At 46.9% G+C, this 13,573-nt stretch carries 11 protein-coding genes; all 11 read left to right on the plus strand.

All coding sequences use genetic code 11. The features are described from left to right. Positions 1–255 precede the first annotated feature (255 nt). Positions 256–810, plus strand: coding sequence for a serine O-acetyltransferase (locus tag AA84_RS17525; protein ID WP_010023624.1), 555 nt, complete (start codon positions 256–258; stop codon positions 808–810). A 461-nt stretch (positions 811–1,271) separates the two neighbouring features. Further along, a complete protein-coding gene (locus AA84_RS0109005) occupies positions 1,272–2,840 on the plus strand; it encodes a Vga family ABC-F type ribosomal protection protein (RefSeq protein WP_028976923.1) in 1,569 nt (522 codons plus the stop codon). 317 nt (positions 2,841–3,157) lie between these two features. Then, complete coding sequence (locus AA84_RS0109010; RefSeq protein WP_028976924.1) at positions 3,158–4,312, plus strand: pyridoxal phosphate-dependent aminotransferase; 1,155 nt, start codon at positions 3,158–3,160, stop codon at positions 4,310–4,312. 33 nt (positions 4,313–4,345) lie between these two features. Beyond that, positions 4,346–5,107, plus strand: coding sequence for an SDR family NAD(P)-dependent oxidoreductase (locus tag AA84_RS0109015; RefSeq protein WP_010023619.1), 762 nt, complete (start codon positions 4,346–4,348; stop codon positions 5,105–5,107). Positions 5,108–5,385: 278 nt separating this feature from the next. Beyond that, entirely contained in the window at positions 5,386–6,747 is a 1,362-nt protein-coding gene (locus tag AA84_RS0109020; protein WP_010023617.1) for an aspartate kinase, read from the plus strand. A gap of 1,066 nt (positions 6,748–7,813) precedes the next feature. Beyond that, complete coding sequence (locus tag AA84_RS0109025) at positions 7,814–8,137, plus strand: ArsR/SmtB family transcription factor (RefSeq protein WP_010024591.1); 324 nt, start codon at positions 7,814–7,816, stop codon at positions 8,135–8,137. 54 nt (positions 8,138–8,191) lie between these two features. Continuing rightward, positions 8,192–8,623, plus strand: a complete 432-nt coding sequence (gene arsC, locus AA84_RS0109030; RefSeq protein ID WP_028976925.1) for an arsenate reductase (thioredoxin) — start codon at positions 8,192–8,194, stop codon at positions 8,621–8,623. 13 nt (positions 8,624–8,636) lie between these two features. Next, positions 8,637–8,996: an arsenite efflux transporter metallochaperone ArsD gene (gene arsD, locus AA84_RS0109035; RefSeq protein WP_010024593.1), complete on the plus strand. Its 360-nt coding sequence runs from the start codon at positions 8,637–8,639 to the stop codon at positions 8,994–8,996. 18 nt (positions 8,997–9,014) lie between these two features. Next, positions 9,015–10,766, plus strand: a complete 1,752-nt coding sequence (gene arsA, locus AA84_RS0109040; protein ID WP_028976926.1) for an arsenical pump-driving ATPase — start codon at positions 9,015–9,017, stop codon at positions 10,764–10,766. 119 nt (positions 10,767–10,885) lie between these two features. After that, positions 10,886–12,181 carry an arsenic transporter gene (locus AA84_RS0109045; protein ID WP_028976927.1) on the plus strand — a complete coding sequence of 432 codons (1,296 nt, stop codon included), beginning with the start codon at positions 10,886–10,888 and terminating at the stop codon, positions 12,179–12,181. A 220-nt stretch (positions 12,182–12,401) separates the two neighbouring features. Next, the gene (locus tag AA84_RS0109050; RefSeq protein ID WP_028976928.1) at positions 12,402–13,562 is read left to right on the plus strand and encodes a cation:proton antiporter; all 1,161 of its coding nucleotides are present in this window, start codon (positions 12,402–12,404) and stop codon (positions 13,560–13,562) included. The last annotated feature ends 11 nt before the right edge of the window (positions 13,563–13,573 follow it).

The following is a 13,573-nucleotide window of genomic DNA, read 5'->3' on the forward strand; positions in this document are numbered from 1 at the left end:
GCCACTGCTTTAAAGCGTAGCCTGAATTGAGCGGATAAAGCAGATCGTTTTACACAATCTGAAAATTCTGCTAAAATATAAAGATGAGCGCTTCTTCCATTGTTATTCATAGTAATCGGACAGCACCTAGAAAGGTGTTTTTTTGTATCTTTATATTTAGGATCGTGGGCAGAAAGTTGCAGATGAGCAAAGTTTATCTAAAAAATGAAAGGATGATGCATCAGTAATGGAAAAAGACAAGAGTTTGGTGGTTGGATGAAAAAATGGCGAATCGATATGCAGGCGAATGATCGGGTCAATGGAAAACTTGTACTCACCATTTACCGCTTTGGCAACTGGCTGTACGAAGATTTTAAAGTCCCGGTGTTTCATTGGCTGCTTTGGTGGAGTTATAAGATTTTGAATTTAGTTATTGCAAAGGGGTTTTGCAGTGCGGACATCCCTGCAAGTACCAAAATCGGTGCGGGTCTTTACTTAGCTCACGGCGGCAATGGAGTTGTCATCCACGAACGGTCGGTCATCGGCGAGCGCGTATCAATCCTTCAGCAAGTGACGATTGGTGAAAATTCTCATCACAGAACACATCCTGATGTTGGACCGATCATCGGCAGCGATGTTTATATCGGCGCCGGTGCCAAAGTGGTTGGGCCGATCAAAGTCGGCGACAGCGCAATTATCGGAGCAAACGCTGTCGTTTTAAAGGATGTCCCAGATATTGCTCGGGCAGTCGGCATCCCGGCCCACATCATCAAAAGCGATAAAATCATCTATACACGACATTCCCCCTCAGTAAATTTAAGGAAGAAGTAAGAACTCAGCCGTTCAGCACGTCTCATCAAAAGGCATCTCCCAACTGGCGGAGCTTCATGATCACGCCCAACCTTGACAAGGCAAGGAACGTCAACTGAAAAGCAGCATGTGTCAAAAATTCGTGATCCTCGAATGCAGATAAGTGCTCAGAGGCGGTCGGACTTTACAAACGGAGAGCGTTTAACTAAACTAAAGGTAATCAAACGAACGGAAGGGTGAACCAAGGGCCGATGAAAAACTAATCCTATTTTTGAAGCTGATAACTGAGGGACGTTGAAACAGTAGCTTTTTTCTGTCTTCATGCCTTCAGTCGGATGTTCAGAGTAGGATGGTTTTCTTCGCTCGTGCCCAAAAAGAGTGGATCTCTTTTTGCTGTTCACCAAAGTGATGCCGCCTATTCTGAAGCCGGATAGGGGGCATTTTTCTGTCCCCGGATATTGAATGAAAATGGGGATGATGCAATGGTTTTACTTGAGGCAATGAAGATCAAACACTCGGTCAAAGATCGGCTACTGTTTGCCATCGATCAATTATACGTGCATGAGAAGGATCGGATTGGTCTGGTTGGACGAAACGGAAGCGGGAAGACGACACTGCTCAATATACTTGCGAAAAAGCTGACTCCGGAGGAAGGAACCGTGATCCAACGGGCATCATGTGACCTGCTGCCTCAGCTGAAACGCGCGGATACGACCAAAAGCGGCGGTGAAGTGACGCAGGCATACATTCAGGAGGCACTGCTTAGGGCGCCGGAACTCTTGCTCGCTGATGAGCCAACCACAAATCTTGATCTTGAGCATATTGAGTGGCTGGAAAAGAAATTGAATGCCTGGCAAGGCGCATTGATCCTTGTGTCGCATGACCGTGCCTTTCTCGACCACTTGTGCACGACAATCTGGGAGATTGAGGATGGGAAGCTAACGAAATACACGGGCAATTACAGCGCCTACGAAAAACAAAAAGAAGCCCAACGCGCCGAGCAGCAACTTGCTTATGAAAAATATGAGAAGAAAAAGCGCCAACTGGAGGATGCGCTGCAATTAAAGGTGAGGAAAGCTGAGCGGGCCACGAAAAAGCCGAAACATGTGAGTGCATCCGAATCAAAGATTACAGGTGCACGGCCCTATTTCGCAAAAAAACAGAAGAAGCTGCAGAAAACGGCAAGTTCCATTGAAACACGCCTGGATCAATTGGAAAAGGTTGATAAGGTTAAAGAAGTCGAACCGATCAAAATGGCTTTGCCCAATGCCGATGCATTTAAAAACCGAATCATTTTTCGCGTGAAGGATGTATCTGGGCAGATTGGCGAACGGGTGCTGTGGAAGCGTGCACGTTTTCTTATTCGCGGCGGCGATAAACTGGCAGTCATTGGTCCGAACGGGAGCGGGAAGACGACACTGATTAAAAAAATCATTCACCAAGAAGCAGGAATTTCACAATCGCCTTCGGTTAAAATTGCTTATTTCAGTCAGAACTTGAACATTTTAGATGAAAAACAGTCGATTCTTGAGAATGTCCGTGTCTCATCCAAACAGAGTGAAACCTTGATTCGAACGGTACTGGCACGGATGCATTTTTACCGCGATGCTGTCGAAAAACCGGTTGACGTACTTAGCGGTGGTGAACGCGTCAAAGTCGCGCTAACCAAACTCTTTTTAAGCGAGATGAATACACTGATTCTGGATGAACCGACGAACTATCTTGATTTGGAAGCCGCTTCAGCGCTTGAATCACTGCTTAAGGACTATGAAGGAACCGTGATCTTCATCTCCCATGATCGTCGCTTTATTGAGCGTGTCGCGACGCGGGTGCTTGAGATCCGTAATCAGAAAATCACCCTTTTCGAAGGAAGCTATCGGCAGTTCCGAAACCGGAAACCGAAAAAGAAACACGACGTGAAACAGGACCAGCGGCTGATTATTGATACAAAGATGACCGAGGTGCTCAGCCGGTTGAGTATTGAACCATCGTCTGAATTGGAGGAAGCGTTCCAGAAGCTTTTAAAAGAAAAGAAAGAGCTTGAACAGTAAGCGAGAAAAGGCAGACGATAACGGGCAATGATGCATTAAATAGGATAAAGCTGGCCAATCAAAGCAGATACGAAAACGCAGCGCGAGCAACGCAAGAAAACGAGCGGAGGGAGGGTGAATCCCTACCGCTCGTTTTTTGTCGCACGGCAATTAGGATTCTGGAAAACAACGCGCTTTATTTAAACAATGCTTGTTTTTCCCAAAGCACCGGGATGCATTGGCTGTGAAAATTTATTTTAAAGCATCTTTTGCTTATCCGCTCGAATCGATTTACTGATAGTATAGAGAAAGGTTATTAAGAATTGGAGGAGCGTTACGTGGAATTTTCAAAGAAAGTGGCCGCCATCCATCCATCGCCGATTCGGGATATGATGGTGCGTGCCGCGCGTATTGATGATGTCATTTCGTTTGCGGTTGGTGAACCGGACTTTCATTCAGCACCGAATGTGATTGAGGCAGCAAAAAGCGCTCTCGATAATGGAGAAACTAAATATGCGCCTGGCGCAGGAATGACAAAGCTGCGGGAGGTTTATGCAGCCTACCTCAAAGAGGCCATCGGTGTTTCTTATGAGACGGAAAACTGTCTCGTGACAACGGGCGGCATGGGCGCGCTTTTTCTCGGTTTGACCACACTTTTGAATTCTGGGGATGAAGTCATTTTCAGTTCGCCGTACTGGAGCAATTATGGGCAGCAGATCGTGCTTTGCGGTGGCAAGCCTGTTGCGGTTGATGTCGATGAAGCGCATGATTTCGTGATTGATCCAGTTGCCATTGACAAGGCAATCACTGCGAAGACAAAAGTAATTCTGCTAAACTCACCGAGCAATCCGACCGGCAGTGTGATTGATGCAGCATCGCTGCGCGCGATTGCTGAGATTGCGGTGAAACATGACCTTGTTGTGATCAGTGATGAGGTGTATCGCCACATTCTCTTTGATGGAGAAACGTACACAAGTATCGCCTCTTTTCCTGGAATGAAGGAACGTACGCTGATTATCGACAGTTGCTCGAAAACCCATGCGATGACCGGTTTCCGTGTTGGTTTTGCAACCGGACCGCTGAATTTGATTCGAGAGATGACGAAGATTACCGAGGACGTTTGGAGCTGCGTGAATACTTCTGCCCAATTCGCGGCGATCGAAGCGTTCACCCGCGGAACGGATTACCGTGAAATGATGGTCGCTGAATATGAAAAGAGGCGTAATTATATTTATCAACGGATTAATGCGATTGATCGTCTGTCTTCGATTAAACCGATGGGTGCCTTCTACCTTTTTGCGAACATTACAAAGACGGGACTTGCCGCAAAGGAATTCTGTGATCGTCTGCTCGATGAAGCGCATGTCGCGGTCGTTCCCGGTGACCATTTCGGGACGCATGCTTCAGGATACGTCCGCATTTCCTATGCAACGTCGATGCAAAAGATTAAAGAGGGTATGGACCGAATCGAAGCGTTTGTCAATCGGTTGTAAGATGTGGAAATGAATCACTAGGAGGGATACGTGATGGAGTTAGCAATAGTTACCGGCGGATCACGCGGACTCGGGTATGAGACGAGCCGTATCCTGCTTGAGCGCGGGATTCGGGTGATCGGCATCTCCCGCAGCATCAACGCGACCATTGATGCACTCATTAAAGGGAGCAACGGGCATTATGTGCATGTTGCAGCGAATCTTGCAGATGCATCCGATGTTTCATCCGCCATGCAGCAGGTCTGTGCGCGGATCTCATCTGAGAAACCCGAAAAAGTATATGTGGTCAATAATGCGGGAACTGTGGAACCGATTGAACGGTTGGGCTATTTAGATGCCCCAGCGATTCAGCAAGCCATTCAATTAAATATGCTTGCGCCGATGTTAATCAATAACCGCATACTGCAGCAACTGGACGGTGAAAAAACGGAACTAGTGATTGTCAACGTGACTTCCGGTGCCGCAGAACGGGCGATCCATGGCTGGGGCGTCTACTGCACGACCAAAGCGGCGATTGATATGCATACGAAAACAGCAGGGCTGGAACAGGAACAGGCCGGGTTGCCGCATAAAGTGATCGCCTTCAGTCCGGGAATTATGGATACTGAGATGCAGGAAACGATCCGAAGTACAGCAGCAGAAGCATTCGCCGACCATAGTACTTTTGTAGGCTTTAAAGAAAACGGTAAGCTGCGTCCACCTGCAACGGTTGCAGGTACGTTAGTCAACTTGATATTAAATGAACCGTTAGTGAATGGGAAAGTTTATGATGTGAACGACTTTATTTCATTGTAAGAAAGTCTAGAGATGTCGAGGAAAAGAGGACAAGAGGGCTGACGCGGAGGAAGTTGAAGCAGCTGCCTACTGGTACCGAACCGCTCTGTGATGTGAGTCATCTGAGCGTCCGCACTCAGAATAATTGGATGGACAGACGTTTTTTTACCCCTTCTTCCAATTTTGTCACTGATTATTCGAGAAAAAGTAGAAAAAGGGTTTGAAAATTTTTCTGAAAAGAGTAATAATGAAAAGACATTTGCGGAAAGAATCAAATAAGTAGGGGTTGCTGTTGCTTCATGAAAGTAGTTAAATTTGGAGGAAGCTCACTGGCTTCCGGAGTACAAGTCGAAAAAGTATATCAAATTGTTTCATCAGATCCTGAACGTAAAATCGTCGTCGTATCCGCTCCTGGAAAACGCTATGCGGACGATGAAAAAGTAACCGACCTTTTGATCAGCTGCGCTGAACGCTGTTTGAAAGGTGAAGATACGCATGATCTAGTCGATACGATTGTCGGCAGATACCAAAGCATTGCTGAAGAACTTCATCTTGCCGATACAATTATCAGAAAAGTCAAAGATGATCTGCTCAGTCTGCTTGCAAGCGACAAGACCAACCCATCCGCCTTTATTGAAGCGGTTAAGGCGAGCGGCGAGGATAATAACGCCAAGCTTGTTGCTGCCTGCTTTAAACATAAAGGCTTGAATGCTCATTATGTTTCACCAAAAGAAGCAGGTTTGCTTGTCAGCAATGAGCCCGGCAACGCGCAGGTGCTCCCTGAATCGTATGAACGGCTTTACGCATTGCGCGATCAGCCGGGAATTATCGTATTTCCAGGTTTCTTTGGCTATAATACCGACGGCGAAGTGGTTACATTTTCGCGCAGCGGATCGGATATAACCGGATCGATCTTGGCAAATGGGGTAAAAGCGGATCTCTATGAGAACTTCACCGATGTTGATGCCGTTTATGCGGTGAATCCGCATCTTGTTTCTCATCCGAGAGAAATTTGCGAACTGACGTACCGTGAAATGCGCGAACTTTCTTATGGCGGTTTTTCTGTTTTTCATGATGAAGCACTGATCCCGGCTTTCCGCGTAGGCATTCCGGTCAACGTGAAGAATACCAACAATCCGGAGGCTCCAGGAACGAGAATTGTGAGCGAACGCAAAAATACGAACGGGCCGGTTGTCGGAATTGCTAGTGACGACGGCTTCTGCAGCATATACATCAGCAAATACCTCATGAATAAGGAAATCGGATTCGGACGCAAGGTGCTCTGTATTTTAGAAGACTATGGCTTGTCCTTTGAACATATTCCCTCGGGGATTGATGATATGACGGTTATTCTTCGCCAAAGCCAGATTGATGAAACGCTTGAAAAGGAGATTACCGCGCGTCTCATCGAGGAACTTCACGCCGATGAAGTTCATGTTGAACACGACCTTGCGCTGATCATGATGGTGGGCGAAGGGATGAGACAAAAGGTCGGTACAAACGCACGCGCATCAATGGCATTAGCCAATGCTCATATTAACATTGAGATGATTAATCAAGGTTCATCGGAAACGAGCATGATGTTCGGCGTTAAGGAAGCGGTTGAAGATCGGGCGGTACAGGCCCTTTACGAAGAATTTTTTTCGACTGCTAAAGTATGAGCGGAATAAGCAATGGAAGAAGCTCCGGATCGGGGCTTTTTTTTATAGGTAAAGACAATTTATAATTTTGCCTTGCTGGGACGATGATAACGGCATAAAAGTGGAACTTTCGCTAATTGTAAGAGGAACTTCTGCTAATTATAAAGGAACTTTCGTAATTGTAAGGGAACTTCCGCTAATTATAAAGGAACTTTCGCTAAGGACGCATACGTCCTGTATGCAACGCGAAAGTCACCGCATCCTGCGGAAGTACGTCCTGTGCACAACGCGGAAGTCACCGCATCCTGCGGAAGTACGTCCTGTATGCAACGCGAAAGTCATCACATCCTGTGAAAGTACGTCCTGTGCACAACGCAGAAGTCACCGCATCCTGCGGAAGTACGTCCTGTGCACAACGCGGAAGTCACCGCATCCTGCGGAAGTACGTCCTGTATGCAACGCGAAAGTCATCACATCCTGTGAAAGTACGTCCTGTGCACAACGCAGAAGTCACCGCATCCTGCGGAAGTAAATAGGCGGAAAAAATCCTTTTAATTTGAAAATAAAACTAAAAATTAGCTTAAATAGACGGAGAGCTTCCGCTTATCGACTTGAAAAACGCGAAAATGAGGGGTTTGCTTTGCATAAGCGGAAAACCTCCGCTTATGTACCCCCGAAACGAGCTCCGTTCTGTAGATAACCGAAGAAACTCCGCTTATTTTACGAGTTACTTAATTAAGACCCAGAATGCTTAATGAAAAAGAAGTGAAATGGATGGGACCAGTGTCTTAGCCAAGAATTAAAGCGGAGGTGCCTGGCGCCAGCGGGATCGCGCCTAGTTGATGCGTGCCAGCGAGACCCCGCAGATTCCTGCCCTGTCTGAGGGGGCTCGCGGTGCGCCCGCGGCAAGCGAGCGATCGGAGCGTACACAAAAATAAGATTGGTTTTTCTTATGTGAAAAATCCCGGGTAAAGCCAATCCGCAAAAAAAGTAAAGGAAATGATTTTTGTTGCATGAAGAGCAGTTATCTTTTAATATAAGTGTATAATAATATAAGTGTGAGTGAATATAGACAGGAGTTGAATCGATGATCGGCACAAATGCACGTGTTTCGGAACTTGCTGCGTTGCTTAAACTGCTTGGCGATCAAACACGCTTGACTCTCCTTTCCTATTTGAAGCAAAGAGAACTATGCGTGTGTGAACTTGTGGATGTCCTAAATGTCTCACAACCGGCAATCAGCCAACATCTTAAAAAGCTTCGGCTTGCGGGTATCGTTCAAGAACGGAAGCAGGGGACATGGGTCTATTATAGCCTGAATCAGCAGCTGCCGGATTATGTGTCGGTAATTCTCAAAGCTCTGCCGGATCAACAGCTACCAAGCTGCGACAATCCGAAATGCTGTGAATGAAACGACTGTTGAAGCTGAGCACAGGTAAATCCAATAAGGGAAGGAACAGTGACCATGAGCAAAAAAATCATTTATTTTCTCTGCACCGGCAACTCCTGCCGCAGTCAGATGGCTGAAGGATTTGCCAAAAAGTATTTAGCCAGCGACTTTGACGTATATTCTGCCGGGATCGAAGCGCACGGCTTGAATCCCAAAGCGGTGAAGGCGATGAATGAAGTCGGTATCGACATTTCTGATCAAAAATCGAAACGTATTGATCCGCAGCTGCTCAGCCGTGCTTATCTTGTTGTGACGCTGTGCGGCGATGCTGAGGATCGGTGCCCAAGGACTCCGCCGAATGTGCGGCGCGAACATTGGGGTTTTGATGACCCGGCAAAAGCTGAAGGAACGGATGAAGAAAAGTGGCAGGTTTTTCAGCGGGTACGTGATGGAATCGGTGCACGGATTAAGCGGTTTGCTGAGGAAGATAAGCAGTCCAATCACTAAGGAGATGTCAGCGATGAAATCCATTCAAATTTTCGAGGCGGCGATGTGCTGTGCAACGGGCGTTTGTGGACCAAGTACTGATTCAGAGTTGATTCGGATCACTTGTGCAGTACGGAATATCCGGCGTAAGGAATTCGATATTGTACGCATGAATTTGACCAGTAATCCGGATGCCTTCGTAGCGAATTCACTCATTCGGGATTTGCTGAAAAAGGAAGGTACAGAGGTTCTCCCGATAACACTCGCAGACGGAAAGCTTGTGAAAAAAGGAAGCTATCCGACCAACCAGGAACTGGCAGAATGGTCGGGAATTGCGCTTGAAGCGATCAATAAAAAGCAGCACTTTCAATTCAAGCTGAATATGAACCAATAAGGGAAAGAAGGAGATCTCTTGACGCGCCTATTCCGGCCACAAACAATGGCGCTGCCCCGCTACTTATTTTTTACAGGCAAAGGCGGCGTTGGAAAAACATCGATTGCGTGCGCGACGGCGGTTGCACTTGCGGATCAGGGAAAGCGGGTGCTGCTTGTCAGTACGGATCCTGCATCGAATTTGCAGGACGTTTTTGATGCAGTGCTCACCATGGAGATCACTGAAATCTCTGAAGTTCCGAATCTGTTCGTATCCAATCTGAATCCGGAAGAAGCGGCTGCACGCTACAGAGAAAAAGTGATCGCGCCATATCGAGGTCTGTTGCCGGACGCGGCTGTGAAGCAAATGGAAGAGCAGCTTTCTGGAAGTTGCACCGTAGAAATCGCTGCATTTGACGTCTTTTCGTCGTTGCTGACCAATCGAGCGCTCGACCGAAGCTATGATCACATTCTTTTTGATACGGCGCCCACCGGCCATACGCTGCGCCTTTTGCAGCTGCCAGGTGCATGGAGCGGCTTTCTGAATGAGAACACACAAGGCACATCATGTCTTGGTCCATTAGCCGGCTTAAATGATAAAAAAGAACAATACTTAGAAACCGTCCAGGTACTCGAGGATGAGAAGCGAACGATGCTGATCCTAGTCGCGAGACCGGAACTTTCGACCATTAATGAAGCGGCTCGAGCATCTAGGGAATTAACGAATATTGGCATGAATAATCAGCATTTAGTGATCAATGGGCAGATTGAACAAAGCAAGACTGATGATGCTTTAGCTGCTGCGCTTGTGACTCGTCAGCATGAAGCACTCGCAAATCTGCCGCAGGAACTTCGCACGATTCCGGTGTACCATCTGTTTTTGGCACCTTGTAACATGACCGGCGTACGAAATATTCGTAAGCTTTTGTCCGATCAAGTGATGGGTACACGTGATCAATGGGCGTCCCCGTTCGAAACGAAGAAATCGAAGCAGTACCCTGAGTTGAGTCGATTCATCGATGAATTGATTGAAAGAAAGCAGCGTGTGGTCTTCACGATGGGAAAAGGCGGCGTGGGCAAAACAACATTAGCCCGGACCATTGCCTTGGAACTTGCTGCCCAGGGAGAAAATGTTCATTTAACAACGACAGATCCTGCAGGTCAATGTGACTTCGTTAGCGCAGGAAAATCTCAAAGGATTACCGTGAGCCGGATTGACCCGAAGACAGAAGTTAAAAACTATCGAAAAAAGATTCTGGAACGCTCTCGTGAACAGCTGGATGATGAAGGGCTCGCGTATCTGGAAGAAGATCTGAAATCACCGTGTACGGAAGAAATCGCCGTCTTTCGCGCATTTGCTGAGTTGGTTCAAAAGGCTGATGATACGTATGTAGTCATTGATACGGCACCGTCCGGTCATACGCTACTACTTTTAGATGCAACTGAGGAATATCATCGTGAAATTGCACATGCAGCAGGAACAGTACCCAAATCCATCCAACAGCTTCTCCCGCGGCTCCGCAATCCGGATGAGACGGCAGTAGTAATCGTGATGCTACCGGAACCAACGCCTGTGTTTGAAGCAGAGCGTCTGACTGCTGACTTAGAACGTGCCGGCATTCGGCCATCGTGGTGGGTTGTCAACCAAAGTTTGATGAGGACCCGCACCAATGATCCGTTGCTAAAGAAACGTTCAGTTAACGAGCGCATATGGATCGAGCGTGTAGATCGAAATGCTGGCCATCGGTTAACGGTTATCCCGTGGCAAGAAACGGATGAAGACCATTTTTAAGGGACGGTAAAATGGATTCAAGTATTTTTGTTAGAACATGCTTTCTATGTACACAGGAGTCGGTGCTTCTTTCCTGACTCCATTTTTAGTTTGTTATAATAGAGAAAAGGGGAAACGTAATGGCAGCAATCTTAGCTGTTCTTGTTTTTTTATTAACATTGACGTTTGTTATTTGGCAGCCGAAAAATCTATCGATCGGTTGGTCTGCATGCGGCGGAGCGCTGCTTGCTTTGCTCGTCGGCGTTGTTCGGTTTCAGGATGTCTGGACGGTTGCAGGCATCATATGGAATGCGACACTTGCTTTTGTAGCGATTATTATTATTTCATTGATCTTGGATCGTATCGGTTTCTTTGAGTGGGCGGCGCTGCATATGGCGCGTCTGGCGAACGGTCACGGAATTCGTATGTTTATCTTGATTTCCGTACTCGGCGCGCTCATCTCGGCACTGTTTGCCAATGATGGCGGCGCGCTGATTCTGACGCCGATTGTGCTTGCGATGGTGCGTGCCTTGAACTTTGATGAACGTCGGGTGTTTCCCTTTGTGATCGCCAGTGGGTTTATTGCGGACACGACCTCTTTGCCCCTGGTTGTAAGCAACTTGGTAAATATTGTTTCAGCAGATTTCTTTAGCGTTTCTTTTGGACGCTATGCCATGCATATGCTGATCCCGACACTTTTCTCATTGGCTGCAAGTATTGCCGTCCTTTATTTCTATTTTCGGAAGGACTGGCCACGTACCTATCAATTAACCAATTTGAAGAAGCCGGCTACCGCACTTAAGGATCGTCGTATGTTTCACATTTCCTGGTTCGTGCTGATCGCGCTTGTGGCCGGCTACTTTGTCAGCAGTTTCATTAAAATTCCAGTATCCTTTATTGCTTTGGCGGTTGCGTTTGTGTTTCTTTTTCTTGGAGGCCGAAGCCCTGCGATTCATACCAGAACGATTATAAAAAGTGCACCGTGGAGTATTGTATTTTTTTCTTTAGGCATGTATGTCGTTGTCTATGGTTTAAGAAATGCTGGGATCATTCATCGACTTGCTCGGGTTATTGAGGCAGGTGTCGATGGTGGCCTGCTGACGGGAACAATCGTGATGGGATTTCTCTCAGCAGTGCTGTCGGCGTTGATGAACAACTTGCCGACCGTCATGATCAATGCGCTGTCGATTGATGCATTGCCGGTTGCCGGAGTGATGAAACAGGCACTCGTCTATGCTAATGTTGTCGGTGCCGATCTTGGACCGAAGATGACACCGATCGGGTCGCTCGCAACGTTGCTTTGGCTACACGTCCTTTCAGGAAAAGGCGTGAAAATTGGCTGGGGCTCGTACTTTAAAATCGGAATTGTAATGACGATACCGGTTCTCGTCGTGACGTTAATAGGTGTGTATGTGTCGATGGTTTTGTCGGGTTAATCGCAGACGGTAGGCTAATGGGAGGTTTTCGATAAATTAGCGCATACTCAGGCAAAAGCGCTTGAACAGGCGAGGGTTTATCTTGACAGAAAAAGGGAACTTCGTTACTCTTAACACTAAGAACTGTATTATATTGAGCGTTTTGGAGGAGCCTGTCACATAGGCTCCTTTTTTAATTGTCTTTTTTCCAAAAATAACCAATTGTGTAAGGAGGAAAATCGTGCATTTTATTTTAGAATTAGCGATTATTTTGATTGCAACAAAATTAGCTGGTCATGTGAGTGTTTTGTTAAAACAGCCGGCTGTTCTCGGCGAACTTGTGGTTGGTATCGTGATTGGTCCAGCGCTGCTTGGCTGGATTCCAAATTCGGACACCATCCATCTATTAAGCGAAGTCGGTGTCATTCTACTGATGTTCATTGCAGGACTCGAAACCGACTTGGATGGTCTGCGTCAAAATGCAAGACCCTCTTCAGCTGCGGCGATTGGTGGCATCATCTTCCCGCTTGGCTTCGGATATCTTGCAGGGCTGATCTTAGGCATGGATTTAGCTCACGCTGTTTTCTTAGGATTAATTCTTTCGGCAACTTCCGTGAGTATTACCGTCCAGTCATTGAAAGAAATGGGAAAGCTGCAAACAAGAGAAAGTACCACGATACTAGGGGCGGCCGTTCTCGATGACATTCTAGTCATTATTCTGTTAGCTTTTGCCATGAGCTTCTTCGGGGAATCCGATCAAAGCACACTGCTTGTGATTGGTGAAAAAGTACTGTTCTTCGCTTCTATTATTCTGATTAGTTGGAAGGGACTTCCGATGGTGATGAGCTGGTTCGGTAAAATGAAAGTCAGTGAACCGTTACTTAGCGGTGCACTCATTCTTTGCCTGCTTTTTGCCTACTACGCTGATCTACTTGGTGTTGCGGGAATTATCGGTGCTTTTATCGCCGGTGCGGCAATTGCGCAAACTCAGTACAGTAAAACAATCGAGCATAAAATTGAGCCGGTTGCCTACGGCGTGTTTGTTCCCATTTTTTTCGTCAGTATCGGACTAAACGTTTCTTTCTCAGGGCTTAACGAGCAGATTTGGTTTATTGTGGCGATTTCGCTCTTGGCTGTTTTTTCAAAACTGGCCGGCTCTGGCATTGGTGCTTATTTGACTGGATTTGATTTCCATGGGTCGGCGCGGGTCGGCGCTGGGATGATTTCCAGAGGTGAGGTCGCCTTGATCCTAGCCAAAATAGGATTGGACGCCAAGCTTCTCGCTGAAGAATTTTTCACACCGCTGATTGTCGTCGTTATGGTGACCACACTTGTCACGCCGCCTTTACTGAAGGTCCTGTTTGAAAATGAGCACACTCAAGTGAATACCACTGAGAAATAAAGGGTGATGAA

Origin of the sequence: Sporolactobacillus terrae DSM 11697, assembly GCF_000648615.1 — a bacterium.
Taxonomy (GTDB): domain Bacteria; phylum Bacillota; class Bacilli; order Bacillales; family Sporolactobacillaceae; genus Sporolactobacillus; species Sporolactobacillus terrae.